General features: G+C 71.6%; 21 protein-coding genes and 1 pseudogene. 7 read left to right on the top strand and 15 right to left on the bottom strand.

Going from position 1 to position 25,958, the window contains the following annotated elements:
- Positions 1-19: 19 nt before the first annotated feature.
- Positions 20-1,813, bottom strand: coding sequence for an LCP family protein (locus tag ACKUU6_RS16330; protein ID WP_407989279.1), 1,794 nt, complete (start codon positions 1,811-1,813; stop codon positions 20-22).
- A 240-nt stretch (positions 1,814-2,053) separates the two neighbouring features.
- Positions 2,054-3,013 carry a D-2-hydroxyacid dehydrogenase family protein gene (locus tag ACKUU6_RS16325; RefSeq protein WP_407989278.1) on the bottom strand — a complete coding sequence of 320 codons (960 nt, stop codon included), beginning with the start codon at positions 3,011-3,013 and terminating at the stop codon, positions 2,054-2,056.
- A gap of 129 nt (positions 3,014-3,142) precedes the next feature.
- Between ACKUU6_RS16325 and ACKUU6_RS16320 the strand changes: the two genes are divergently transcribed.
- Together ACKUU6_RS16320 and ACKUU6_RS16315 are read left to right on the top strand one after the other, a co-directional pair.
- On the top strand, positions 3,143-3,868 hold the full coding sequence (locus tag ACKUU6_RS16320) for a FadR/GntR family transcriptional regulator (RefSeq protein ID WP_407989277.1): 726 nt from the start codon (positions 3,143-3,145) through the stop codon (positions 3,866-3,868).
- Positions 3,869-3,930: 62 nt separating this feature from the next.
- Positions 3,931-5,160 (top strand): CynX/NimT family MFS transporter, encoded by a 1,230-nt coding sequence (locus ACKUU6_RS16315; RefSeq protein WP_407989276.1) that lies wholly within the window; start codon positions 3,931-3,933, stop codon positions 5,158-5,160.
- Between the two features lie 47 nt (positions 5,161-5,207).
- On the opposite strand, the gene ACKUU6_RS16310 is transcribed toward ACKUU6_RS16315, so the two are convergent.
- The 9 genes from ACKUU6_RS16310 to ACKUU6_RS16270 form a co-directional block, all read right to left on the bottom strand.
- On the bottom strand, positions 5,208-5,918 hold the full coding sequence (locus ACKUU6_RS16310) for an ABC transporter permease subunit (protein ID WP_407989275.1): 711 nt from the start codon (positions 5,916-5,918) through the stop codon (positions 5,208-5,210).
- Positions 5,919-5,946: 28 nt separating this feature from the next.
- Complete coding sequence (locus ACKUU6_RS16305) at positions 5,947-6,888, bottom strand: ABC transporter ATP-binding protein (protein WP_407989274.1); 942 nt, start codon at positions 6,886-6,888, stop codon at positions 5,947-5,949.
- A gap of 9 nt (positions 6,889-6,897) precedes the next feature.
- Positions 6,898-7,794 (bottom strand): ABC transporter permease, encoded by an 897-nt coding sequence (locus ACKUU6_RS16300; protein WP_407989272.1) that lies wholly within the window; start codon positions 7,792-7,794, stop codon positions 6,898-6,900.
- Positions 7,778-8,734 carry an ABC transporter ATP-binding protein gene (locus ACKUU6_RS16295; RefSeq protein WP_407989271.1) on the bottom strand — a complete coding sequence of 319 codons (957 nt, stop codon included), beginning with the start codon at positions 8,732-8,734 and terminating at the stop codon, positions 7,778-7,780. Before ACKUU6_RS16295 ends, ACKUU6_RS16300 begins: the two co-directional genes overlap by 17 nt.
- Before the next feature lie 140 nt (positions 8,735-8,874).
- Positions 8,875-9,825 (bottom strand): hypothetical protein, encoded by a 951-nt coding sequence (locus ACKUU6_RS16290; protein WP_407989270.1) that lies wholly within the window; start codon positions 9,823-9,825, stop codon positions 8,875-8,877.
- Positions 9,822-10,700, bottom strand: a complete 879-nt coding sequence (locus tag ACKUU6_RS16285; protein ID WP_407989269.1) for a hypothetical protein — start codon at positions 10,698-10,700, stop codon at positions 9,822-9,824. Before ACKUU6_RS16285 ends, ACKUU6_RS16290 begins: the two co-directional genes overlap by 4 nt.
- Positions 10,697-11,575: a hypothetical protein gene (locus ACKUU6_RS16280; RefSeq protein WP_407989268.1), complete on the bottom strand. Its 879-nt coding sequence runs from the start codon at positions 11,573-11,575 to the stop codon at positions 10,697-10,699. The genes ACKUU6_RS16285 and ACKUU6_RS16280 overlap by 4 nt, the downstream gene beginning before the upstream one ends.
- Positions 11,568-12,422 (bottom strand): hypothetical protein, encoded by an 855-nt coding sequence (locus ACKUU6_RS16275; protein ID WP_408649634.1) that lies wholly within the window; start codon positions 12,420-12,422, stop codon positions 11,568-11,570. The genes ACKUU6_RS16280 and ACKUU6_RS16275 overlap by 8 nt, the downstream gene beginning before the upstream one ends.
- A 419-nt stretch (positions 12,423-12,841) precedes the next feature.
- Positions 12,842-15,469, bottom strand: a complete 2,628-nt coding sequence (locus tag ACKUU6_RS16270) for a protease pro-enzyme activation domain-containing protein (RefSeq protein WP_407989266.1) — start codon at positions 15,467-15,469, stop codon at positions 12,842-12,844.
- 289 nt (positions 15,470-15,758) lie between these two features.
- On the opposite strand from ACKUU6_RS16270, the gene ACKUU6_RS16265 reads away from it, so the two are divergent.
- Together ACKUU6_RS16265 and ACKUU6_RS16260 are read left to right on the top strand one after the other, a co-directional pair.
- Positions 15,759-16,718 (top strand): DUF72 domain-containing protein, encoded by a 960-nt coding sequence (locus ACKUU6_RS16265; protein WP_407989265.1) that lies wholly within the window; start codon positions 15,759-15,761, stop codon positions 16,716-16,718.
- 101 nt (positions 16,719-16,819) lie between these two features.
- A pseudogene (locus ACKUU6_RS16260) lies at positions 16,820-17,055 on the top strand (LLM class flavin-dependent oxidoreductase); the annotation flags it as partial.
- A gap of 54 nt (positions 17,056-17,109) precedes the next feature.
- Here ACKUU6_RS16260 and ACKUU6_RS16255 read toward each other — a convergent pair.
- Positions 17,110-17,502, bottom strand: a complete 393-nt coding sequence (locus tag ACKUU6_RS16255; RefSeq protein ID WP_407989264.1) for a type II toxin-antitoxin system VapC family toxin — start codon at positions 17,500-17,502, stop codon at positions 17,110-17,112.
- The gene (locus ACKUU6_RS16250) at positions 17,499-17,780 is read right to left on the bottom strand and encodes a hypothetical protein (protein ID WP_407989263.1); all 282 of its coding nucleotides are present in this window, start codon (positions 17,778-17,780) and stop codon (positions 17,499-17,501) included. The genes ACKUU6_RS16255 and ACKUU6_RS16250 overlap by 4 nt, the downstream gene beginning before the upstream one ends.
- 91 nt (positions 17,781-17,871) lie before the next feature.
- On the opposite strand from ACKUU6_RS16250, the gene ACKUU6_RS16245 reads away from it, so the two are divergent.
- From ACKUU6_RS16245 to ACKUU6_RS16235, 3 genes are all read left to right on the top strand, one after another.
- Positions 17,872-18,759 (top strand): LLM class flavin-dependent oxidoreductase, encoded by an 888-nt coding sequence (locus tag ACKUU6_RS16245; protein ID WP_407989262.1) that lies wholly within the window; start codon positions 17,872-17,874, stop codon positions 18,757-18,759.
- 148 nt (positions 18,760-18,907) lie between these two features.
- Positions 18,908-19,480 carry a hypothetical protein gene (locus ACKUU6_RS16240; RefSeq protein ID WP_407989261.1) on the top strand — a complete coding sequence of 191 codons (573 nt, stop codon included), beginning with the start codon at positions 18,908-18,910 and terminating at the stop codon, positions 19,478-19,480.
- A gap of 130 nt (positions 19,481-19,610) precedes the next feature.
- Entirely contained in the window at positions 19,611-20,462 is an 852-nt protein-coding gene (locus ACKUU6_RS16235; RefSeq protein ID WP_407989260.1) for an HAD family hydrolase, read from the top strand.
- A 53-nt stretch (positions 20,463-20,515) separates the two neighbouring features.
- Here ACKUU6_RS16235 and ACKUU6_RS16230 read toward each other — a convergent pair whose 3' ends face one another.
- Entirely contained in the window at positions 20,516-22,309 is a 1,794-nt protein-coding gene (locus ACKUU6_RS16230; protein ID WP_407989259.1) for a GAF domain-containing sensor histidine kinase, read from the bottom strand.
- Between the two features lie 9 nt (positions 22,310-22,318).
- Positions 22,319-25,957 (bottom strand): thiol reductant ABC exporter subunit CydD, encoded by a 3,639-nt coding sequence (gene cydD / locus ACKUU6_RS16225; protein ID WP_407989258.1) that lies wholly within the window; start codon positions 25,955-25,957, stop codon positions 22,319-22,321.
- Position 25,958: the final 1 nt, after the last annotated feature.

The following is a 25,958-nucleotide window of genomic DNA, read 5'->3' as shown; positions in this document are numbered from 1 at the left end:
CGGGCCCTCACACCGTTGCCTAGCCGGCGGCGCCGTAGGAGACGTCGTCGCAGGCGGCCGCATCGGCGGGGCGGACGGCCTCGGCGATGCTGCTCGGGATGGCGGTCGGGGTGGTGGCGGGAGTGCTTCCCCCGTTGGCGGCGGCGTAGTCCTTGCCGAGGACCAGGTTGATGCCCGCCTTGGTGGAGGACTCCAGGGCGGCGCCGGGGAAGAGCTCGGCGACGGTCTGGGCGGAGACCTTCTGGCCGGGGCCGTACTGGACCACGGTGCCGGCGTGGGCCTGGTTGGGCGCGTTGCCGACCGTGCCGACGGTGAACTTGGAGGCCTTGAGGGCGTTCACCGCACTGGTGGTGAGCCCGGCGGTGGTGGTGCCGTTGTAGACCGAGACCTTGATGCCCGCGCCCTTGACGGAGGCCGGCGGGGCCGCCGGGGCCGGACTGGCGGGCGCGGGCGGGGCCGGACTCGCTGCGCCACCGGCGGCGTTGGCATCCTGACCGTCCAGTGTCTTGCCGGACTTGAGGGCCTGCCAGAGCACGTCGGCCTCCGGCGTCAGGGCGACCCGGGCGCCGTCGAAGCGCCAGGGGGTGGTGATGAACTGGATGTTGTGCAGGTCGATGTTCTTCATCTTCAGCGCGAAGGAGAGCAGCTTGTCGGCCGAGCCGAGGCCCTCGTCCACGATCAGCGACTTGGTGGCCGCGTCGGCCAGCGGGAGCAGGGTGGTGGCGTCCATGCCCTTGCTCTTGATGTCCTTGATCAGGGCGGACAGGAAGGCCTGCTGACGCTTCATCCGCCCGATGTCGGAGCCGTCGCCGACGCCGTGCCGCAGCCGGACGTAGTCGAGCGCCTTCTGCCCGGACACCGACTGCTCGCCCTTGGGGAAGATCTGCTTGCCCTTGCGGCCGAGCTTGGGGTTGAGGTCGCCCTCGTAGATGGCGTTCGGGAGACAGACATCGACGCCGCCGACCGCGCTGGTCATCGAGGCGAAACCCTGGAAGTTGACCACGATGGTGTGGTCCACCCGGAGGCCGGTGATCTTCTCCACGGTGTTCTGGGTGCAGGCCGGGTTGCCGGCTTCGCTCTCGCCGACCGAGAAGGCGGAGTTGAACTGGATGCTCGTCTCCTCCTTGGTCCACTTCCCGTTCGGCAGCTTGCACTTGGGACGGGCCACCATCGCGTCGCGGGGGAAGGAGACACCCACCGCGTGCTTCCGGTCGGCGTAGACGTGCAGCAGGATCGTGGTGTCGGAGCGGGCTCCGCCGTCCTCGCCGCCGCCCAGGTCGGCGTTGGCGCCGGCCCGGGAGTCGGAGCCGATCAGCAGCACGTTGATCGGGGTGTTGCCGTTCGCGTCCGGAGCGGCGGCGTCGGGGCGGTCGCTGCTCAGGCCGTCCTTGTCGAAGGTGTTGATGTTGCCGTTCAGCTTCAGGTAGATCGCGCCGCCGGTGACCACCACCAGGCCGAGCGCCCCGGCGGCCACCCAGGCCACGAACTTCTTCCGGTTCCGCTTGCCCTTCCCGCCCGGCCCCGCCGGACCCCCCTTGCCCCTGCCCTGGGCGGCCCGCGCGGCCGCACGGCCGCCGGGGGCCGCCTGGGGCGGTACCTCGGCCCGGGACTGCTGCTGCGCGCGCCGCGCCTCCGCCCGGCCGCCCGGCTGGGCCGGTACGGCCTGACGGGGCGTCGGCTGCGGCCCATAGCCCTGGTACTGGTGGGCGGGCTGCTGCTCCTGGTACGGATCGCGGTAGGGCGCGTCGTGGGAGGCGTCGTCACGCCACCACTCGGCGTCGTGGTCCGAGGACCCGGGCCTCTGGCCAGACATACGCACACCTTCCACCAGCAGGCAGGAACAGCTCGGTCAGGATCGCTCGCGCGCGGCCTGTTGTCGGAAAGAACCGCATACAGCCCTTCAGAGCTTCTGCGGAGCATATAAAGGCAACATTGCGGAGTCACGGGCCGGGCTACCGGTTGGACCGGCAGCCCCTGGATCAGTCCCGAGGAACGGCGAACGGAGAAACGCAGGTTTCGGCCCGCCGGTTCCCGACGCGGGTTCAGCCCGGGATCAGCCCAGGCGGCGGACCGGTGTCCCGGCCAGGTACGCCTCGATGTCCTCCACGGCCTGTCCGTAGTACGTGCGGTAGTTGCTCCGCGAGACGTAGCCGAGGTGCGGAGTGGCCAGCAGCCGCGGCGCGGTGCGCATCGGGTGGTCGGCGGGCAGCGGTTCGAGGTCGAACACGTCGACACCGGCTCCCGCGATCCGGCCCTCCCGCAGGACGGTGAGCAGGGCGTCCTGGTCCACGATGGCCGCCCGGGAGGTGTTCACCAGGTACGCGGTCGGCTTGAGCAGGGCCAGTTCGGACGCGCCGAGCAGCCCCCGGGTACGGTCGCCCAGCGCCAGGTGGATCGAGACGAAGTCACTGCTCGCCAGCAACTCCTCCTTGGAGGGGGCCAGTTGAACGCCGACCTGATCCGCGCGCGCCTGGTCGAGGTTCTGGCTCCAGGCCGTCACCTCCATGCCGAACGCCAGGCCGACCCGCGCCACCAGGCTGCCGATCTTCCCCAGGCCGAGCAGGCCCAGGCGCTGCCCGGACAGGTCGGCCCCGACCGTGGACTGCCAGGGGCCACCCTGACGCAGCGCGTCCTGCTCCGGAACGATGCCCCTGGCCAGCGCCAGCAGGAGCGCCCAGGTCAGCTCCACCGGCGGCGTGGAGAGGCTCGCCGTACCGCACACCGTCACGCCGTTGCGTTCCGCGGCAGCGAAGTCGATCACCGAGTTGCGCATCCCGGAGGCGACCAGCAGTTCGAGCCGGGGCAGCCGGTCCAGCAGTGAGGCCGGGAACGCCACCCGCTCGCGCAGGGTCACGATGATCTCGAAGTCCGCCACCGCGGCCACGAGTTCGTCCTCGTCGGCGAAGTGCTCGGTGAAGCTGGTGACCGCTACCCGGTCCGCCACGGGGTGCCAGTCGGCCAACGTGGTGGCGACGTTCTGATAGTCGTCCAGTACGGCACAGCGCAGCTGCATGTCGCTCTCTCCGTGGTGGGGTGCGGGCTCAGGGTGACCCTAAGTCGATCACTGCTCCGGAGAACAGTTGTAGGATGACCGGACAAGAGGTTGTAGGATGACTGCCGTCCACCGCGAGAGGAGCCCCGTATGAGCAGCGACGGACTGCAGGCCGCCGGGCGCCGTTCCCTGGTGGACGAGACGATCGAGCAGCTGCGGGAGCAGCTGAGCGCCGGCAGCTGGCCGGTCGGGGGGAAGATCCCGACCGAGCACGAGTTGGCCGAGCGGCTCGGGGTGGGGCGGAACACCGTGCGGGAGGCGATCCGGGTGCTGGCGCACGCGGGGATGCTGGTCTCCCGGCAGGGCGAGGGTACCTTCGTCCGGAGCACCAGCGACCCGGCCTCGGTGCTGCGCGGCGTGCAGCGGTCCGGCGTCCGGGACGTGCTGGAGGTCCGGGCCGCGCTGGAGACCGAGGCGGCCCGGCTGGCCGCGCTCCGGCACACCCCGGAGGACATCGCCCGGATGCGGGCCGCCCTGGCCCGGGAGGCCGAGATCATCGCCGCCGAGCCGGAGCGGACCGGGCGGGAGGCGACGGTCGAGCACGACCTGGAGTTCCACACGGCCGTGGTGGAGGCCGCACACAACCCGGCGCTGACCGAGGTGTACCGCTACTTCGGCGCCTCGGTGCGCGAGTCGATGCGGGCCTCGTTCGGTGACCAGGAGATGCCCGAGGTGGTGGTGGCGACCCATCAGGCGCTGGTCGACGCGATCGAGAGCGGCGACCCGGAGCGGGCGGAGGCGGCCTGTCGGGCCCTGCTGGCCGAGCCGATCGGTGCGGTCGAGCAGTTGCTCGCCGCGATCGCCGCGCGGAAATGACGACCGGTCAGGCCCCGACGTCCTTCTCGTAGTCCACCCCTGCCCGGAGAGAAAACAGCACCATGTCGGTCACCCAGGTCCAGCCGGTCGTCGCACCCAAGGTCCGTACCCGCACCAAGCTCGCGCACCCAGCACTGCTGCTGTTCGGCATCGTGCTGGTCGCCCTCAACATGCGGGCCTCGCTGGCCGCCGTCTCCCCGCTGATCACCGAGGTCCAGCGCAGCTTCGGCCTGTCCGCCACCGCGAGCGGCCTGATCACCACCGTGCCTGTGCTGTTCCAGGGCCTCGGCGCCCCGCTGACGCCCCGGCTGACCCGGCGGTTCGGAGCGGAGAAGGTGGTGCTGGGAGCGGTGCTCACGCTCGGTGCGGGCATCGTGCTCCGGGTGCTACCCGACTCCTTCGCGCTGTACGCCGGTTGCATGGTGATCGGGGTCGCCATCGCGGTGCTGAACGTCTCGATGCCGGGTCTGGTCAAGCGCCAGTTCCCCGGACGGGCGGCCGCCATGACCGGGGTCTACTCCACCTCGATGCTGATCGGCGCGACCCTCGCGGCGGCCGTCTCGGTGCCGCTGGAGAAGGTGTTCGGGGGCGGCTGGGAGGGTTCGCTCGGTGCCTGGTCGCTGCTCGCCCTGGTTGCGGCGGTGGCCTGGCTGCCGCAGGTGCTGAGGTCCCGTCAGGAGCGGGCCGCCGCCGCGGCGGCTCCGGCCGGGAAGCCGATCGAGGGGGTCTGGAAGTCCGGGCTGGCCTGGCAGGTGAGCGCCTTCATGGGCATCTCCTCGCTGATGGTCTACACCCTGATCGCCTGGCTGCCCACCATCCTGGTCGACCACGGCATGGCCCGGGGCGAGGCCGGTCTGGTCTTCGCGTTCAGCAACCTGGTGCAGGTGGCGGGTGCCTTCCTGGTCCCGCTGGTCGCCGGTCGGATGACCCGGCAGCGCGGCCTCGCCGTCTCGATGGCCGCCCTGAACGCCACCGGCGTGGTCGTCCTGCTGCTGGCGCCGGTCTCCGGTGCCTGGGTCTCCGCCACCGTGCTCGGCCTGGCCCAGGGCGGCTCGCTCGGGCTGGCACTGGCGTTCCTGGTGCTGCGGACCGACAGCGCACTTGGCGCCGCCCAGCTCGGCGGCATGTCCCAGGCGGTCGGCTACCTGGTCGCGGCAGTGGGGCCGGTCGGCGCGGGGGCGTTGCACCAGCTCACCGGCGGATGGGGGCTGCCGCTGGGGCTGCTGCTGGTGATGGCCGCGCTGGCCGCGGGCGCGGGCTGGGGCGCCGGGCGGAATCACGTCCTGCGCTAGCCGGCACCAGACGCCCACGCGGCAGCGCCCCGCGCCCCTGCCGGGACCTACTCGTCGGAGGACAGCGTCAACCCCGCCAGCTTCACCGTGGCGAGGGCCGTGGCGGCGAGGGCGACGACGACCAGGAGTGGGACGGCGATCGCAAGGGAGACCGGGGCGGTGATGGCCCCCTCGGCTGCGACCGTCTCGGCGAGGCTCAGGCCCCACTGCTGGACGCTCAGGGTGCGGGCGCCCTCGACGAAGTTGCCGATCAGGCTCTCCCAGACCAGGGCGTAGGCGAGACCGACCACCACCGCGTTGCGGGTGACCACGCCGAGCAGCAGGAAGACCGCGCTGTACGCCGCACCCGCGACCAGGGTGCCGACCGCGTACGCGACCGCCAGGTTGTCCTGGGTGCCGACCAGGACGAAGCCGGCCAGCAGGGTGGGGACGGCGGCGAAGAGCGAGGTGGTGCCGATCGCGACGGCCAGCTTGGTGGTGATGATCTTCCAGCGGGGCAGTGGCTTGGCCAGCAGGTAGACGATCGAGCCGTCGTCGATCTCGGTCGCGATCACGCCGGTCCCGATCACCAGGCCGAGGATCGGCACCAGGGTGCCGAGCGACAGCCGCCCGAGGATCTCGGGGGCCGCGGACTGCTTGTCGAGGTACCGGGCGATCAGTGAGACGACCAGCAGCAGGACCGGGGCGACCAGCAGCAGGAGGCCGCGGCGGCGGCCCAGCAGGCCGCGTACGGTCAGCCTGGCGACGGTCAGGTTCACGGGGGTCAGCCTTTCGGAGCGACGGGCGTCAGGAGGAGACGAGGTAGGAGAAGACGCTCTCCAGCGACTCGTCGGCCGGCGAGACGGTGTAGAGCCGGATGCCGGCTTCCTTGGCGACCTTCGGCAGCAGCGCGGTGAACTGCGGGAAGTTGATCGCCTGGACCCGCAACGCCCCCGCGGCGGAGCCACCATCGGGCAGAGCGTGCCAGTCGAGTTCGATACCGGCGGTGGAGCTGTCCGCGATCAGCGCCGCGGCCAGCCTGCGGTCGTCACTGGAGCGGACCAGGTAGCGGTGCGGCCGGTCGGTCATCAGCCGCCGGATCCGGCGGAAGTCACCGGAGGCCGCGTGCCGTCCGGCCACCACCACCTCGATGTGCCTGGCCAGTTGCTCGACCTCCTCCAGGATGTGCGAGGAGAACAGCACGGTACGGCCGTCGGCACCGAACTGCCGGAGCAGCTCCATCAGTTGGAGCCGCTGGCGCGGGTCCATTCCGTTGAACGGCTCGTCCAGCAGCAGCACGGCAGGGTCGTGGACCAGCGCGGAGGCCATCTTGACCCGCTGCTTCATGCCCTTGGAGTACGTCCCGGTCCTCCGATCCTGCGCGTACTCCATCTCGACCAGGCCGAGGGCTCGCTCCGCGGCGGCGCCCGGGTCGGCCAGGCCGTGCAGCTCGGCGTTGGCCAGCACGAACTCCCAGCCCGTCAGGTAGTCGTACATCGACTCCCGCTCGGGCACCAGGCCGATCTGCCGGTACACCTGCTGGTTGCGCCAGATCGGCGCGCCGTCCAGGGTGACCGACCCGGAGGACGGGGCCAGGAAGCCGCTCATCATGTGGATCAGGGTGGACTTGCCCGCGCCGTTGGGGCCGAGCAGCCCGGTGACGCCCGGGCCGATCTCCATCGTGACGTCGTTGACGGCGACCACGTTCCCGAACCAGCGGGAGACCTTGTCGATGGTGATGACTGCCATGACGACCTCTCAGATGTTCCGGTAGCGGCGCAGCAGCAGCCGGTACGAGCCGCCGATCAGGACGGCGGTCTCCAGCGCGAAGACGGCGAGGCCGAGCCCGCCGGGCGCGTGCATCGAGCCGCCGGAGGTGATCGAGAAGAGCTCGTTCACCAGGCCCTGGACGAGGGTGGTCGGCGAGAGCACCGCGACCCAGTTGGCCGACTCCGGAGCCGGGCCGACCCCACCGCCGAAGCCGTAGAGGATGCCGGCCAGCAGGTTGCTGACGAACATCACGCCCATGATCGCCGCGACGCCGAAGCCCCGGCGCGGGGTGGCGGCGGCGATCAGCAGGCCGACCGCGGAGTAGAGCAGCGAGTAGAGCAGTGCGGCGAACAGGCCCTGAGCGAAGTGGCCGGTGTTGCTGCCGAACGGCAGACCGGTCAGCAGCGCGCCCAGGTACAGCACCACCAGCGGCACCGTCATCAGCAGCATCATCGCGGCCGCCATCGCGAGGAACCGCGCCCGGACGTAGTCGCCGCGGGTGATCGGCCGGGAGAAGTAGAGCGGCACCGTGTGGTGGCGGAGGTCGCGGGACATCAGCACCGGGGCCTGCGAGGCCAGGAAGATCAGCGGGAAGATGCCCAGGACCTCCAGGTACTCCGGGTACCCGAGCGCCAGCCTGTCCGCCTTGGTGATGATCCCGACCGCGACGATGACCACCGCGGGCAGCGCCAGCACGGCGGCCACCAGCATCGGCAGCACCTTGGACTTGCCGGAGCGGCCCAGGCCGTACGCGGCGCGCAGGCCCTGCACCAGGAGCGAGCGGGTGGCGTAGCCGCGACCGAGGCGGGGGCCCTGGTAGCCGCGGTAGCCGATGTTGTGGATGACCCCGCTGTCGGGCGTCCTGCTCTCAGGAGGCAGCGGCATCGGAGGACCCTCCCGTCTCGGTGGTGAAGATCTCGGCAACCCGGTGGCGGCGCTGCTCGAGCCGGACCAGGCCGAGGCCGAGGTCGGCCACGGTGTCCCGGATGGTGTCGTAGGTGTCGTCGTCCGCGAGCTGCACCAGCATGACCCTGCTGCCGTCGGTACGGACCGCCAGCCCGGCGGCGGTGAGCCGCGCCAGGACGGCCGCGTCGGCGTCGAAGCCGGGGTCGTCCGGACGGTCCGTCACCTCGACCGCGAGCACCTGGGTCGCCTCGGTGAAGGAGGCGGTGGAGGAGGACCGCAGCAGCCGGCCGCCGTCGATCACCACCAGGTGGTCGCAGGTGCGCTCCAGCTCGCCGAGCAGGTGGGTGGTGACCAGCACCGAGATGCCGAAGTCGCTGTACACCCGGCGGATCAGCGCCAGCATGTCGTCCCGGCCGGCCGGATCGAGGCCGTTGGTCGGCTCGTCCAGCAGCACCAGCTTCGGGTCGTGCACCAGGGCCTGGGCCAGCTTCACCCGCTGCTTCATACCGGTCGAGTAGCCGCCCATCGGGCGGTACCGCTCCTCGTAGAGGCCGACGTGGCGCAGCGTGTCGGCGGTGCGCTCACGGGCGGCGGCGGCCGGCAGGCCGGACATCCGCGCCATGTGCACCACGAACTCGGTCGCCGAGACGTCGGGCGGCAGGCAGTCGTGCTCGGGCATGTAGCCGACCTGCTCGCGGATGGCCGAGCCCTCGGTGGCGATGTCCAGGCCGAGCACCCGGCCCGTCCCCGACGTCGCCGGGGCCAGCCCGAGCAGGATCTTGATGAGTGTGGACTTGCCCGCCCCGTTCGCGCCCACGAGACCGACCACACCGGGCTCCACCTCTACGGTGAGCCGGTCCAGTGCGGTGACCCGGGGAAACTTCTTGGTGAGGCCGTCCGTCTTGATGACAGTGGACACGGGCCCAACCTAGTGCGCGGTGCCGCCCGGCGGCATGAACTGGGATGACGAGGCCGGGGTGGCCCTCCAGGATGACGCGCGACGGTCCGACCCCTAGGGGGTGTGGTGGCCCCCCTAGGGGTCGGGCCGGTGAGTCGGCGTCAGTTCAGCAGCTGGTTCTGCAGGATCGCCACCTGACGGAACGCCTGGGTCGGGACGCCCTTCGGGTTGGTCAGCACCACCAGCGCGACCACGTCGCCGTTCTGTACGTACGCGGCCCGGCCGACCGGCTCCTTGGCCGCCCCGGCCGTCGTCTTGGTGAACTCCACCGAGGACTTGCGCACCATCGAAGGGTCGAGCGTCAGCGGGGCGTACGCCAGATCGGCCGGCTCCTTGAGGTCACCGTCGTTCATGGTCAGGTGGAACGCGCCCGCCTCGGTCTCCGAGCCGAACTGGAGCAGCCAGGTCTCCGCGCGGGTGCCGTCCGCCCCGGTCCAGGCCCGGTGGACTGCGCCTCGGCAGGCGTTCTCGTCCAGCAGCGCCTTGAGCTTCACCGGGTCCTTGTCGAGCTGGGCGTAGTCGTCGCAGGACTTCCACTCCGCCGGGGCGGCGGCCCCGCCCGGTGCCGGAGCGGGCGAGACGGTCGCGCCGACCGGGGCCGGGAGCACCAGCATCCGCAGATCGGCGTGGTGACGGTGCTTCGCCTCGGCCGCGCCCGGCGAGGGCGCGCCGGACGGCAGCGGCGGGAGCGTCAGGGCCTGGAAGACGTACCGGCCGTCGTTCGGGGTCTCCAGCCCCGGCAGGTCGGTCCGCTCCACCGAGGTCACCGCGAACGCGGCGGCGGTGCCGGTGAGCAGCACCACCAGCGCGGCGGCCGCCCAACGGACCTTGATCCGGCGGCGCGGGCGGCGGGCCCGCTCCTCGGCAGCCACCTCGGGCGACAGCGCCCAGGCGTCGAGCTCGACCGCCTCGGGGACGGGCTCGGTTGCGGCGGCGGGCTCCGGCGCGGGGAGGGGCTCGGGCGCGGCCACGGGCTCCGGCGCGGGGAGGGGCTCGGGCGCAGCGGTGGGCTGCGGTGGGACCGGGTTGGTGGTCTCGGGCTGATCGGTCATACGGACGCTCCCGGGAGGGCCAGCCGGTCGAGCTGACGGCTGAAGAGGTTCACGGCCTTGTCCTTGGGCAGCGGGGCGATCCCCTGCACCTCCATCTCGACCCGGAGGTCACCCTCGGCCGCCGAGCAGACCAGGCGGTCGATCCGGTCGCCCGGATCGGCGTACGGGAGGTAGCAGCTCGCCTGCTCGTGCCCCGGCACCTTCGGCCCGAGCCGGAACAGCCCGGAGTCCGAGGCCAGCACGCTGTTCCAGGCCGCGTCGGCCTTGACCGCGTCCTGGTGGTACTGGAGCAGCCAGACCGTCACGGTGTAGTCGCCGGACGGCGCGACGTACGTGCGGACGCCGCCGCCCTTGAGCGGGGTGCTCTCCCACTCCTTGCGCAGCGCGTCCTGGAGCTTCTTCGGCATGCCGCGCACCTGGTCCTCGACCCAGCTCTTGCGCTGGTCCTCGGTCAGCTCGGTGTCGTTGCCGTACATGCCCGCGTCGGGCCCCAGGCGGTACTGGTCCGGCATCGGGAGCAGCAGTTCGCGCATCGAACCGAAGTGCGTGCCATTGGACTTGGCGCCGAACGACGGCGAGGCACTCGCACTCGGCGTCGCCGTGGGGGTGGCCGCGGCGACCGGCGCGGTGGACTCGTCCGCGTACCGGGTGCGCAGGATGCCGACGCCGATGCCGACCCCGAGCACGGCGGCCGCCAGCACGGCGGCACCCGCCCGCAGGGCCGGGCTCACCGTGCGCCGGGCGGCCGGCGGCCGGCCATCCGGCTGCGGCTCCGACGGGGCCCCCGTCGGAAGGTCCGCCGGGGTCTCCGCTCGGGTGGGCATCGGCGGTTCGGGCTGCTGCCCGTCGGCCGGTGGTGTGTCGGTGATGCTCATACCAGTCGCTCCCACTGCCGCTTGGCGACGTCCTTGAGCTCGTCCGCGTTGACCTGGGCGGGCGCGTACACGCTGATCCGCATCACCAGGTCACCCCGCCTCGCCAACGCCAGACCGTAGTAGTACTTCTCGGTGCTCTCCGCGTAGGTGCGCGCCGCCGTCGGCGTCATGTAGACGCCACTGGCCGTACCCGGCAACGGAGTTGGAGTTCCATCGCTCTCGCGTTCGAGCGCCTCCTGCTGAGCCGAACCCGCCGTGTCGGACTGGAACTGGATCAGCTCCACCCGCCATTTGACGTCGCCCTTGCGCCAGGTGACGATCGCGTCCCGGCGGAAGCCGTCCCGGATCAGCCGCCGGAAGACGTTGTCGGCGCGGCCGTACGACATCGCCTTCTCACCGGCGCTGATCCAACCGCTGTCGTCGCCCCGACCGTTGTTGTCCCAGGCCTCGGCGCCGTCCGGCTTGGTGACCAGCAGCTTGCGCAGGTCACCGTCGATCTCCAGCGGCTTCAGCGTGCCATCCGCCACCGCCTTCGCGTCCGCCGGAGCGGTCGGGTACTGCGGCGCGGCGACCGACAGTCCGGGCAGCGGGGTGGCCGGCCGAGCGGCCTGGACGGCGTAACCGACCGACCCGCCCAGCAGCGGACCGACCAACAGTGCGGCCAGGAGCAGCTTCCCGGTGCCCAGCGGACGACGGGGGGCGGCCGGCGGCGGCTCCTCGGTGCCCGCCGCGAGCAGTTCGGGGCTGCCGAACCCGACTGCCCCGACCGGAGCTTGAGCGACGTCCGACGTCGGCGACGGCGCGGGTGCGGGCTCGGTGCCAGGTGCAGCTTCCGGAGCCGCTTCGGGCTCGGGGTTAATGTTCGACTCAGCCACCGGAGTTCAGCCTTTCCCGCTGACGCTTCATCGCATCCTGGAGCGGCGCCTTGTCGGGCGTGCCCTTCACCAGGACGGTGATCTCGTACTCGACGTCACCCACCGCCGAAACACCGACCAGCATTCCCGTCCACGCTTCCTGCTTGGGCTTCATCATGAAACCCTTCGCCTTGGCGTCGCCGTCGATGTCGATCTCCTGGGCATCCTTGTAGCTGCTGCCGTCCGCGAACTTGCGGGAGTCCGCGGCCGACTTGAACCGCAGCATCCGCACCTCGACCTCCTGCTGCCCGTCGGCGGAACGGTAGCGACGGGTCGCACCCTCCTTGTAGCCGAGGTAGTCGAGGGTCTCCTCGGCGGCGGAGTCGCTCTCGAAGTCCTTCTTCACCGCATCCCGCTCGACCTTGACCCCGTCGGCCGAGCCGTACGACTCCGCGCCCGCGGGCATCGGTAGCAGGAAGAACCGCAGGTCGCCGCCGTGCGTGCTGCCGTTCACCGTGCCGTGCAGGGTGCTGACCGGGGACGGGACCTCGGTGGGCGTCGGGGCCGGAGCCGGGGTCGGCGTCGCACTCGGGCTCGGACTCGGACTCGGGCTGCCGCTCGCCGTGGGTGCGGCGGCGACGGTGCGCGGCTTACGGTCCGGCTTGCCGATCGCGACCGTGACGGTGGCGCTGGCGGCGGTCACCGCGAGCAGTCCGGCGACCGTCAGCGCGACGACCGCCGCACGCGGTAGCTTTCGGTCACCCGGCTCCGGCGTGACCTCGGCCGGCGGCTCAACCGTCGAGTCGGCCGGCGGCTCAACCGTCGGCTCAGCCTCGGCCGTCGGCTCGGGCGCGGACGATTCCGGCACCGATTCGGGCGCGCTTATCGGCGCGCTCTCAGGCGCGTTCTCAGGCGCAGACAAGGGGCTCCCCCAGAAAGAACGGAACGCGCGCCGCTCCCCCGCCAGGGCGCTCGATTCCGCCCCCGCCAAAGCCGACCGCCACGTGTGTCAGCAGAATTATGAGAGCCCATTGCCCCCACCACCAACACACTTCTGACCGACACTCCACCGCAATGCCCAATCAATCGGACATGTCGTGATCGAACCGCAACGAGCCGCCCTCGCCCGGCCGTTCGGCCCGGTCACGGGTGGCTCGTCACCACGTTCGGCCCGCCCTGTTCCCGTCCGGCCCGGCGAGGCGAAGTGCCCTGGAAACGCCGGAGCGCCTCCCGCCGGCTCGCGCACGAGCTGACGGGAGACGCTCTTCAGGGGTCCTGCGCGGCGTCCTAGCGGAGCGCCAGCGACAGAGCCGTCGAACCGGCGCTGGGAACGGGAACCGCGTTGTCGTACCAGGCACCGTTGGCGCTGTGCACCTCGTGCAGTTCACCGTCCTCGACGGCCTCGATCACGCGGTCACCGGTCGGGGCGATCTTGCCCGCCAGAGCGGTGATGTTGCCGCTCACCCCGGGGATCACGCCGTCGTGCCAACCGTCGGAGGCGCTGTACACCTCGTGCAGCTGGTTGTCCTTGATGGCCTCGATGACCCGCACGCCGGAGGCGTTGAAGCTGAAGCTCAGCGCGCTGATGCCGGACAGACCCGGAATCACACCGTCGTGCCAACCGTCGGCAGCGCTGTACACCTCGTGCAGCTCACCACCCTTGATGGCCTCGATCACCCGAGCACCCGAGGAGCTGTAGCTGAAGCTCAGCGCCGTGATCCCGGACAGACCCGGAATCACACCGTCGTGCCAACCGTCGGCAGCGCTGTACACCTCGTGCAGCTCACCACCCTTGATGGCCTCGATCACCCGAGCACCCGAGGGGCTGTAGCTGAAGCTCAGCGCCGTGATCCCGGACAGACCCGGAATCACACCGTCGTGCCAGCCGGAGGCGTCGGTGTAGATCTCGTGCAGCTCACCGTTCTCGATCGCCTCGATCACCCGCGCCCCGGAGGAGTTGTAGGTGAAACTCAACGCGCTGACGCCGGTGACGCCGGGAACGATGCCGTCGTGCCAGCCCGAGCCATCGGTGTAGACCTCGTGCAGCTGGCCGTTCTCGACGACCTCGACGGTCCGGTTGCTGCCGGCGGCCGGCGCGCAGAGCGTGCCCATCACCTTGCCGGCGTTCGGGGTTCCCAGGCCGGTGGCCAGGTCGTACCCCTGCGCGGCGGCGTACAGGCCGCCCTGGATGCCGATGTCGTTGTTGCCGGAGGTGACGTCGCGCAGCGGGCTGCCGCCGCTCCGCGCGGCCTGGTAGAGCGCCGGGGAGACGAAGCCGACCCGGCTGGAGCAACTGCCCGGGCCGTTCTGGTGTGCCACCATCGCGGCCCAGAGCGGAGCCGCGCCGCTGGTGCCACCGATGATCATCCAGCTGTTGGCGCCGGTGGCGACCATGTAACCGGTGGTCGGGTCGGCGTTGGCGGCCACGTCCGGGACCTGGCGGCAGGCCGAACCGGCCGGGGCCTGGCAGTTGGTGCTGGTGTAGCCCGGACCGGCGAAGCCGGACTGGTAGGAGTTGCCGTTGAGGGACCAGCGGGAGACACCGCCGCCGCTCGCGCCGCCGTTGCTGTTCCACACCGTCTCGGAGACCACGCCGGTGGTGTTGCGCAGCGTGGTGCCGCCGACGCCGGTGACGAACGGCTGGCTGGCCGGGTCGGAGGTGCTCAGCAGGTTGGCTATGTCCGCCGGCGCGCCGGCGTTCTTCAGGTAGTTGCAGCCGCTGGAGCCGTCGTCACCGGAGGCCGCCACCACGGTCTGGCCCTGCAGCGCGGCCTGGAGGAAGATGTCGGACTCGGCCTGCAGGTCGCTGGCGGCCATCACCTGGTCGCAGATGCCCCAGCTGGTGGTGACCACCTGGGCGCGGTTGTCCGTGACGATCCGGCGGTAGGTGTTCTGGACATCGGTCGAGGTGGCCTTCGAGGCGTCCGGGCCCTGGTAGACCAGCACGTTCGCGCGGGGCGCGAGACCGATGACGGTGTCGATGTCCAGCGCCGTCTCGATACCGATGTCGGTGTTGTTCGGCGCGGCCTGGACCCCGGCGTTGACCTTGACCCGCTGCACCGAGGCGCTCGTGCCGTAGCAGGACTGGAAGCTGGCCAGCCCGGCGTCCGAGTAGTCCTCCAGCGCGAAGACGGCGACCGTCGTGCCGGCGCCTCCGTCGGCCATCTTGCTCAGCCCGTAGGCGGAGGCGAGCTCGGCCGGGCTGAAGTAGTCGTGGGCGTCGGTCTTGCCCGGGAACTGCGCGGCCACGCCGGCGCACAGCTTCGGATAGTTCGAGGCCATCGCCGCGTGCGGCACCGGGGTCGTGACCGAGGCGGCCTGGCCGGCGGTGCCGACCACGTGGTTGCCGTGAGCCTGGGCCAGCGTGTTCAGGCCGACGATGCCGGTGATCGCCCCGGCCACGTCGGAACGCACTGCGGGGGCAGTGGTGTTCAGGAAGCCGGTCCGGCCGTCGGACGTCTTGTAGCCGGCCAGGTCCACGTCGAAGGCGCGCTCGGCCTGGGCGACGGTGGTGGCGACCGGGATGGTGAGGCCGTCGGCGACGAGCTCGCCGGGCTTCAGGCCCTGCGCGACGAGGGCCTGCTTGACCTTGGCGACGGTGGCCTGGTCCGCGCCGAAGCGCTGGGCGAACTCACCGGTCTTCAGGAAGTGGTGGTAGAGCGGCGACGACTGGTCGGTCACCGCTGCGGCGAGCGCCTTGGCGCCGGCCTCGTCACGGGGCTTCAGGTGCACGCTCAGCTGCACCGGGGTGTCGTCCGCCGGAGCGGCGGTCCTGGCCGCGTCGCCGGGCGCGGTCGGTACGGTGCCGACGCGCTGGGTCGTCGGCTCGTCAGCCCGGGCAGTCGGCAGGCCGGCGTAGGTGACCAGGGCTGCGGTGGCCAGAGCCAGAACGGCCGCACGTGACAGAGGTCTCATGACCGTCAGCGACCGGGTATGCGGCGTCGGATGAGGCATCCGCGCTCCCCCCAATGTGGTGTTTCAGTACGACTCTCGAACGAGAGTCCGACCGAAGTTCTATCAGTCCGTACGGACACGTCCGCAACGGGCTGCCCGGCCACCAGCCGACCCCGCCAGGCTGCTGACCTCGGTCACGCTTCGTTGACCCATCGCGGCCCGTGCCGCGGGCAGGCAGACCCGTCGGCTCCCGGAGGAGTCACTGGCGCCGGGGCGGTGTCGGCAGCCGGGGGCCGGGAAGACGGCGGCCATGGGAGACATTTTCGTCGGCGCGTGTTCATGGACGGACCGGGAGCTGTTGTCCAGCGGCTGGTACCCGCAGGGCCACCGCGGCGCGGAGGCCGGACTGCGGCACTACACCACGAGGTTCCCCCTGGTCGAAGTGGACGCCACCTACTACGCGTTGCCCAGTACGCGCAACAGCACCCTGTGGGTCGAGCGGTCGCCGGCCGGCTTCCGGTTCGACGTGAAGGCGTTCTCGCTGCTGACCGGGCACCCGACGCGCTCCGGCGCGCTGCCGGCCGAGCTGCGGCAGGCCGCAGCCGTACGGCACGGTCGAACGGGGGCGGATCACGGGCTGCTCGACGAGGTGTGGCGCCGATTCAGTGGAGCTCTTGAGCCGCTGCGCCGGGCGGAGCGGCTGGGAACGGTGCTCTTCCAGTTCCCCCCGTGGCTGGCGCCGGGTCCGTCGGCGACAGCGACGCTGCGCCGGTGCCGGGAGCGCACCGAGGGCTGGCCGGTGGCGGTGGAGTTCCGGCATCCCAACTGGTGGCGGCCGGAGCATTTCGCCTCGACCTCCGGTCTCTTGGCGGAGCTGGACTTTGCCGCCGTGGCCGTGGACATGGTGCAGTCCCTCCCCACGTCCATCCCGCCGGTCACACCGGTCACCTCCGCCCGGCTCGCGGTGGTGCGCTTCCACGGCCGCAACGGCGCCTGGGGGACGGGTTCGAAGGAGGATCGGTTCCGCCACCGGTACACGCCCGAGGAGCTCTCGTCCTGGGTACCGGCTGTCCGCGCCACGGCCGACCGGGCCCACGAGGTCCACGTCCTGTTCAACAACTGCTGCGGCGATGTGGCCGTCCGTGCCGCCGAGACGATGGACCACCTGCTCGGCACCCCCTCCGCTGCTGCTCGGGCGGCCGCCCCGCGCGTTGCGGCGTTTCCGTCGCGGACGGCTGCGGCCGGACAGGAAGGGCTGTGGTGCGAGTAACGCCACTGCGGGCGACGGTCGGGGCGACGCCCGCTCGTGCCCGGGCCGGCCGGCCCGCGTGATCCGGGGCGCCCCTCGGCTGTTCCCGTAAGGTCGCCGGTATGCGCTTGAGTACCGTGATCCTCCCCATTCACCGGTGGAGCGAGGGCAGAAGACCTGGCGGCGGGCCGAGGACCTCGGCTTCCACTCCGCGTACACCTATGACCACCTGAGCTGGCGGTCGTTCCGGGACGAGCCGTGGTTCGGGGCGGTGCCGACGCTGACGGCGACGGCGACGGCGACCGAGCGGATCCGGTTGGGTACGTCGGTGACCTCGGGCAATCCTCTTTCACCTATCGGAGCCTGACCTGCGAGAACGCACCACGGAGCCGGAACGAGCCTGCCGAGCAGGTCAGATCGGCTCGACCGCGATGCGGTGGTGACACAGGCGACGCAGATCATCGATATCGCCGGTCACAACAGTCACGTCGCCGTGCTCCCCGTGCGCGGTGGCCGCGAGCATCGCGTCGATGGCGTACTTGTGGCCGTGAACCTCCTCGGCTGCCAGGAGCTTGCTCGCCGCGCGTGCGATCTCCTCTGTTACGGGACGCACCTTGGCCAGGGAGACGGCGTGGTCGAACGCCGCCTGCGGCACCTTTGGGTCACGCGCCTCCACCAGTGTGGCCGCGCTCGTCACCACCAGAAGATCCAGCGTGCGAGCGACGTCAAGCCATGTGGTCATGTCGCGATGCCGCCGGGAGAGCTTCGAGAGCGCTTCACTGTCGAGAACAAGGGTGCCGCTCACGCGGCGTCCACCGGGGCGGCGTCTGCGCGGTGAGCGAGATGGTGTGCGCGGATGCGCTCGGCCTTGGCCGCTACATCGGCCGGATCCACCGGCCCGTGTTCGGCTTCGGCAATCTCGATGTACTCGTCGATGGCTTCGCGTTGGAGCTGTCGCTGCACAGCCTCCTCGACGTAGGAGGAGATGCCCTGCCTGCCGGCCCGTGCTCGAATCGCTTCCAGGGTCTCGGCCCGCAGGGAGACGCTGGTGACTCTGGTCTTGCCGGGGCGAGGTGTAGTCATGGCAAAACTGTAGTACATGATGTGTGAGGCTGTCGCGGATCAACTCTGGATCGATCGCGCCCCTGATCTCCCTGCACATAGGCTCGGCCCCATGCGTCTGAGCACAGTGATCCTCCCCATCCACCGGTGGAGCGAGGGACAGAAGATCTGGCGGCGGGCCGAGAACCTCGGGTTCCACGCGGCCTACACGTACGACCACTTGAGCTGGCGGAGCTTCCGTGAGGAGCCGTGGTTCGGCTCGGTGCCGACACTGACGGCAGCAGCGACGGCGACCGAGCGGATCCGGCTGGGGACCTTGGTGACCTCGCCGAACTTCCGGCATCCGGTCACGCTGGCCAAGGAGCTGGTGTCGTTGGACGACATCTCCGGTGGCCGGGTGACGGTCGGGATCGGGGCCGGGGGGATCGGGTTCGACGCGACCGCGATGGGGCAGGAGGCGTGGTCGGCGAAGGAGCGGGCGGACCGGTTCGGGGAGTTCCTGCCGCTGTTGGACCGGTTGCTGACGCAGGACGCGACCACCGAGAGCGGGACGTACTACTCGGCGGTGGAGGCGCGGAACATCCCCGGCTGTACGCAGCGGCCCCGGGTGCCGTTCTACGTCGCGGCGGCCGGGCCGCGCGGCATGCGGCTGGCGGCCGAGTTCGGGCAGGGCTGGGTGACCTACGGCGACCCGAAGGGGCCGGCCGAGGTGCCGGTGGAGCAGGCACCGGCCGTGATCGCGCAGCAGATCGAGAAGCTGACCGCGGCCTGCGAGGCGACCGGCCGGGACGTGGCGACGCTGGAGAAGGTGCTGCTGCAGGGCTCGACGGCGGAGAAGCCGTTGGCCTCCCTGGACGCCTTCGTCGACTGGGCGGGCACCTACCGGGAGCTCGGCGTCACCGAGCTGGTGATCCACTGGCCGGTACCCGACTCGATCTTCGCCAACGACTTCGAGGTCTTCGAGCGGATCGCCACCGAGGGGTTGGCACAGCTGAGTTGAGTCCAGCCGGTGCACCCCCGCTGAGCTGCGAAGTCGGCGGGGGAGTCGGGGGCAGGCCACCTGCCGTCGGGCCGGGTGGGTAGCCTGTCGGGTCGTCAGTGACGAGCCGGTCACGCCGACGTCCATCGATCATGGGGGAACCAGCGATATGTCAGCTCGTAGGCTGCTCACGGGTGTTGCGGTGGTCTCGGCCGTCGTCATCGGCCTGACGGGGTGCCAGAAGCACTCGACCCGCGGCAGCAGCAACAACCACGTCCAGGCGCCGGCGGCCGGCAGCACGCCGCCGGAGTCCCCGGTCGCGAAGACCACCAGCGACCCGACGCCGTCGGCGAGCAGCTCCTCCGACGACTCGGACGGGACCGTCAGCTGCACGACGCCCGCCCCGAAGACCGGCCGGAAGTACGTCCAGGCGGTGAAGCCGCCGAAGCAGGACACCCTGTACGTGAAGGACGCCAAGTTCGTCTGCGACCCCAACGACGGCCACTACGCCGGTGCGGGCGCGGAGAAGACGTACGGGTTCGCGACGAAGGTGACGGCGCAGATCGCCAACGGTCCTGGCAAGTTCAGGACGGTGCCGCTGGGTGAGCTGTTCACGCACGTCGGTGACTGCCTGCTCGGCGAGCCGGTGCAGGATCCGGCCAGCTGCTCCGGTGGGATCTACGAGGTCGCGCTGGACGGGACCGGGAAGATCACCGACATCAAGGAGGTCTGGCACTCCTGAGCCGGACTCGGTCGGCCGGGCTCGGGAGGGGATCCGGCCGGGCTCGGGAGAGGGCTCGGTTGACCGGCTCTGGTCACGAGGTGCCGTCCCGGTCGGCGGCGGATCCGGCGAGGTGAGCGAAGATGGACCGGTGACTTCCACCGCCGCCCGGCCACTCCCCCGCCTGATCGCCACCGACCTGGACGGCACCCTGCTCTGCCCCGGCGGCGGCGTCTCGCCGCGTACGGCGGCCGCACTCACCGCCGCCGAGCGGGCCGGGGTGCAGGTGGTCTTCGTCACGGGCCGGCCACCCCGGTGGATGGAACAGGTCAGCGCGCACATCGGCGGGCACGGAGTGGCGATCTGTTCCAACGGCGGAGCGGTGATGGACGTCCGGCGGGGCCGGCTGCTGCGTACCTTCCCGCTGACGGCGGCCGACGCGTTGCGGGTGGTGGGGCTGCTCAGGGCCGAGCTGCCCGGGTCGGCGTTCGCCTTCGAGTTCCCCGGCGGCTTCGCGCGGGAGGCCGAGTACCAGCTGCGGATGTGGGGTTCGGACGAGCCGCACGCGGTGGCCTCGGCCGAGCTGCTGCTCGCCGACAGCCGGGTCCAGGGCCTGTTCAAACTGCTGGTCAAGCACCCGGAGTTGGACCCGGACGCCTTCCTGGGCATGGCCCGTGAGGTGGCAGGTCGGTACGTCGAGATCACCCGGTCGGCGCCGGTCGCACTGCTGGAGATCAGCGCGCTCGGGGTCACCAAGGCGTCCACGCTGGCCGAGTGGTGCCACGACCAGGGCATCGACCGGAGCGAGGTGGTGGCCTTCGGCGACATGCCCAACGACCTGGAGATGCTGGCCTGGGCGGGCTCCGCGTACGCCGTCGCCAACGCGCACCCGGAGGTGCTGGCCGCCGTGGCGCAGCACACCGTCAGCAACGAGCAGGACGGCGTGGCGGCGGTGCTGGAGCGCCTGTTGGGGATCGAGCAGCCGGGACACGTCGGTCGCTGAGGTCCAGCGCGGCGGGAGGCTGAGGGCAAGCGCGGCGCGGCGGGAGGCTGAGGTCAGAGCCGCGCCGACCAGCGGACCCGGGTGCCCTTGCCGTCCGGCCCCGCCTCGTTCCAGGCGGCACCTCCGAGCGCCTCGGCGCGCCGGGTGAGGTTGCGCAGACCGCTGCGGCGGCCGCCGTCCGGGATGCCGACGCCGTCGTCGGTGACGGTGAGCAGCACGCCCGGCCAGCCCGGGCGGTCGTCCACGTCCGGATCGCCGGCGATCGGGTGCCCCTCGGCGTCCAGATGGACGGTGGCGTCGATCTCCACGCCGACCTGGGAGGCCCTGGCATGGCGGGCCGCGTTGGAGAGGATCTCCCGCAGCGCGGCGAGGAGTTGACGGCCACTCTGCTCGCCGACCAGGCTCTCGAACGGTCCGGTGAACGTCATCGACGGCTTGAAGCCGAGTGCGGCGGCGGCCTGGCTGCCCTCGCGGAGCACCCTGGTCCGCAGGGTGTCGGGCTCGTCGTCGTGATCGCCGTGCTGGAGCGCGTAGATGGTGGTGCGGACCTCCTGGATGGTCGCGTCGAGTTCGTCGACCGCCTTGCCGATGCCGGTCCTGACCTCGGGGACCACGGCGCGGCGGGCCGCCCCTTCGAGCATCATGCCGGTGGCGAACAGCCGTTGGATGACCAGGTCGTGCAGGTCCCGGGCGATCCGGTCGCGGTCCTGGAAGACCGCCAGGCGTTGCTGGTCGCGCTGCCCCTCGGCGAGCCGGAGGGCGAGCGCGGACTGTGAGGCGAACGCCTCGGCGAGCTGCTTCTCGGAGTCCGTGAACGGCGGTGCCCCCTGGCTGCGCCAGACGCAGAGGCCGCCGAGCACCCGGCCGGCCGCGATCATCGGGACGGCCATCGAGGCACCGAACAGCTTGGCCAACCGGACCACCACGGAGGGGTCGCCGGCCATGTCGTCGATGTGGACGCTCTCGCCCCGGAGCAGTTGGGCCGCGAAGCTGGTGGGCGGCAGCAGCTCGCCCTGGACGAACTCGGCCTTCTCGCCGGAGGCGTGGGCCACCCGCATCTGGCCGTCGCCGGTGGGCAGCAGGATCATGCCGAGGGCGGCGTCCGCGAGTTCGCGCACCTGCTCGGCGGCGACGGTCAGCGCGGCCTGGGCCCGGTCGGCGGAGAGCAGCGCGGTGGTGACGGCGGAGGCGCCGGCGATCCAGCGCTCGCGGCGGCGGCCCTCCTCGTACAGGCGGGAGTTCTCGATCGCGACCCCGGCAGCGGCCGCCAGCGCGTGCACCACCTGGGCGTCCTCGGGGGTGAAGGCGCCGGAGGTGGTCCGCTTCTCGGTGAGGTAGAGGTTGCCGAACACCTCGCCGCGGACCCGGATCGGCTCGCCGATGAAGGACTTCATGGGCGGGTGGGTGGCTGGGAAGCCGGTGGACCGGGGGTCGGCGGAGAGGTCGGTCAGGCGCAGGGACTCCGGATGGTCGATCAGTACGCCCAGGATGCCGCGCCCGGCGGGGAGTTCGCCGATCCGGGTGGCGGTCTCGTCGTCGATACCGACGTGGATGAAGTCGGAGAGCCCGTCCCCGTGCGGGGAGATCACGCCGAGGGCGGCGTACTTGGCGTCGACGAGCTCGGCGGCGGCGGTGGCGATCCGTTGGAGGGTGGCGTGCAGGTCGAGACCGGCGCCGACCGAGACCACGGCTTCGAGCAGCCGCTGCATCCGGTCGGTGACGGCGGCGGCGGACTGGAGGCGTTCGGAGACCTCGGTGACCAGGGTGTCCAGGCCGAGGGACGCGATCTCGGGGACGCGGTGGGGAGGGGGATCGCCGGCATTGTCCGGGTCGGGCTGGGTCTCCATGGGACGAGCCTAGTTTGTGGCGGTTTGGAGGGGTGGTTGCGGCCGTTCGGTGGTGTGGCGGGAGGCGGGGAGGTGGCGGGAGGGGAGGTGGCGGGCGCCGAGGTCCGCGAGCTGTTCGCGGTGCCAGGTGGCGGCGAAGGCGGTGGTGGGGTCGGCGGTGAGTTCGGACCAGGTGCCGCGTTCGACGACCCGGCCCTGGTCGAGGACGAGGATCTCGTCCACCGCGTCGAGGCCGGTCAGGCGGTGGGTGATGAGGAGCGTGGTCCGGCCGGTGGTGGCGGCCAGCAGGTCGGCGGTGAGGGCGTCGGCGGTGGGGAGGTCGAGGTGCTCGGCGGGCTCGTCCAGGATCAGGATCGGGAAGTCGGCGAGCAGGGCCCGGGCCAGGGCGAGGCGTTGGCGCTGGCCGCCCGAGAGGCGGGCGCCGTGCTCACCGACCATGGTGTCCAGGCCCTCGGGGAGGCTCTGCACCCAGGGGAGCAGGCGGGCCGAGGAGAGCGCGGCGGACAGCTGGTGGTCGGTGGCGGTCGGTGCGGCCAGGCGGAGGTTCTCGCGGAGCGAGCTGTCGAAGATGTGCGCGTCCTGGGCGCAGAGGCCGACCGAGCGGCGGACCTGGTCGGACGGGATCGTTCGGGTGTCCACAGGCTGTGGACAGTTGAGCGTGACGCTTCCCTCGCTGGGGTCGAGGAAGCGGAGCAGGGTGTGGGCGAGGGTGGTCTTGCCGGAGCCTGACGGGCCGACGACCGCGATCCGGCGGCCCGGGGTGAGGTCGAGGTCGATGGCGTGGATCGCGTGGGTGGTGCGGCCGGGCCAGCGGGCGGAGAGGTGGTGGGTGGTCAGGTGGGACGTGGTGGGGGTGGGGGCTCCGGTGGGGGTGGGGGGCTCGACGGTGGCGGGCGTGGTGAGGAGGAGCTCGTCGAGTCGGGTGGAGGCTGCTCTGCTGCGGGCCCGGGCCTGGACGGCGGTGGGCATGCCGGTGACGGCCTCGAAGGCGGCGAGCGGGAGCAGGATGACGAGGGCGAGGCAGACACCGGGCAGGACGCCGGTGCTGACGGCGTGTACGCCGACGGCCGCGGCGGCGGCGACGGTCAGTCCGGTCAGCGCGGTGGTGAGTCCGGTGGAGGCGGCCAGGGTGGCGGCCGAGCGGGCGGCGAGGGTGGTGAGGCGGCCGTCGGCGGCGTGGGCCGCGCGGAGGCGGGTGGGGAGGGCTCCGGCGACGGTGAGTTCGGCGGTGCCGGTGAGGGTGTCGACCACGGCGGTGGACAAGTCGCCTCGGGCCGGGGCCTGTTGGCGTTCGGTGCGGGCCGAGAGGTGGGTGGCGAGGGCTGGTACGGCTGCGCCCGCGAGGAGTAGTCCGAGGGCGAGGACGGCGCCGGCGGCGGGGAGGAAGGCGGCGAGGGCGAGGGAGGAGAGGACGGAGACGGTGACGGCGATCGCTGCGGGGAGCTTCCAGCGGAGGTAGTGGTCCTGGATCGCGTCCACGTCGGAGACCAGGCGGGAGAGCAGGTCGCCCCGGCGGAAGGCAGGGAGGGCGGTGGGCGCGAGCAGTTCGAGGCGGCGGTAGACGGTGACGCGGATCCCGCCGAGGGCGCGGAGCACCGCGTCGTGGGAGACCAGGCGTTCGGCGTAGCGGAAGACGCTGCGGCCGATGCCGAAGGCGCGGACGGAGGTGACGGCCATCATCAGGTAGAGGACCGGGGGCATCTCGGAGGCGTACGAGATGAGCCAGCCGGAGGTGGCCATCAGGGCTACTGCGCAGGTGAGGGCGAGGGTGCCGAGGGTTGTTGCGAGGGTGAGGCGGGGGCGAGGGGTGGTTGGGGTTACGGCGGGGCTCTCGGGCGTGTGGGGACCGGGGGCGCCGGACGGGACGGTCCGCTCCGGGGGGCTGCACGATTTTCCTACCGCCGACCCGGTGGGTGGGGCTGAGTCGCCGTTGGCGGTACGAAAATCGCGCACCACGCCCCCCTCCGGGACCGTCCCGTCCGGCGCCCCCTCCCGCAGCAGGCCCTCTCGCCCTTCAGGGGTGGTGGAGGTGGTGGGAGGAGCGGTTGGGGTGGGTCCTTGGAGGTGGTGGTGGTGGGTTGCGGTGGTGAGGAGGGCGGGGCGGTGGGCGATGAAGAGGGTGGTGCGGTTTTTGAGGGTTGCGATGGTCGAGGTGATGGCCTGTTCACTGGCGCTGTCGAGGTTGGCGGTGGGCTCGTCCATCAGGAGGAGGGGGCGGTCGGTAAGGAGGGCGCGGGCGAGGGCGAGGCGTTGGCGTTGGCCGGCGGAGAGGCCGGCGCCGTGTTCGCCGAGGGTCATGGTGAGGTCGGCGAAGTCGGTGGCGTGGGCCTGGGTGAGGGCGGTGCGGAGGTCTTCGTCGGTGGCGTCGGGGCGGGCCAGGCGGATGTTGTCGGCGACGGTGCCGGCGAAGAGGTGGGGGTGTTGCGGGACCCAGGCGATCTGACGGTGCCAGCTGGTCGGGTCGAGGGTGGTGAGGTCGTGGCCGTTGACGTGGATCGTGCCGGCGGTGGGGGTGGTGAAGCCGAGCAGGGTGGTGAGGAGGGTGGTCTTACCGGAGCCGGAGGGGCCGGTGAGGGCAGTGGTGGAGCAGGGTTCCAGGGTGAGGGTGGCGGGCTGGAGGCGGTCGGCGACGGTGAGGTCGGTGAGGGTGATGGTGGCGGTGCGGAGGTCGGGGGCTGGGGTGGTGCCCGGGGTGGGGAGGGGGGTTTCGAGGACCTCGAAGATCTCGTTGGCGGCGGAGAGGCCCTCGACGCTGGAGTGGTAGAGGGCGCCGACCTGACGGATCGGGAAGTAGACCTCAGGGGCCAGGATCAGGATGAGGAGGCCGGTCTCCAGCGTCAGGGTGCCGTTGACCAGGCGGAAGCCGATGGAGACGGCCACCAGGGCCACCGAGAGGGTGGCGAGGAGCTCCAGGGCGAAGGAGCTGACGAAGGCGATCCGGAGGGTGCGGAGGGTCGCTCTCCGGTAGTCGTCGGTGATCCGGGCGATCGTGGCTGCCTGGTGCTTGGCGCGGTTGAAGACCTTGAGGGTGGGGAGGCCGGCGACCACGTCGAGGAAGTGGTGACTCAGGCGGGAGAGGGTGCTCCACTGACGGTCCATCTGACTCTGGGTGGCCAGGCCGATGAGGACCATGAAGAGGGGGATCAGGGGGAGCGTGCCGGCGATGATCGCGGCGGAGGTGAGGTCGGCGCCGAGGATGCGGAGCAGGACGATGGCGGGTACGACGACGGCGAGCGCGAGTTGGGGGAGGTAGCGCGCGAAGTAGTCGTCGAGGGCGTCGACCCCGCGGGTGGCCAGGGTGGTGAGTTCGCCGGTGCGGCGGGTGGAGAGGTAGCCGGGGCCGAGGGCGGTGGCGTGGGCCAGCAGGCGGCGGCGGAGGGTGGACTTCACCTTGGCGACGGAGCGGTGGGCCGTCAGTTCGGTGAGCCAGGCGACGGCGGCGCGGCCGAGGGCGACGGCGGCGAGGAGGGCGAGGGGGGTGGTGAGGGTGTAGGTGTTCTGCTGGAAGGCACTGACGACGATGTGGGTGATCAGCGTTGCCTGGAGGACGGTGAGGACCGCGCCGACCCCGCCGAGGAGGACGGATCCGGCGAGGAAGGCGCGGGTGGTCCGGGCCTGGCGGAGGAGGCGAGGGTCGACGGGGCGCATG

It is taken from the genome of Kitasatospora sp. CMC57 (genome assembly GCF_045866025.2).
GTDB lineage: Bacteria > Actinomycetota > Actinomycetes > Streptomycetales > Streptomycetaceae > Kitasatospora.
This window is presented reverse-complemented; position numbering and strand designations above follow the sequence as displayed.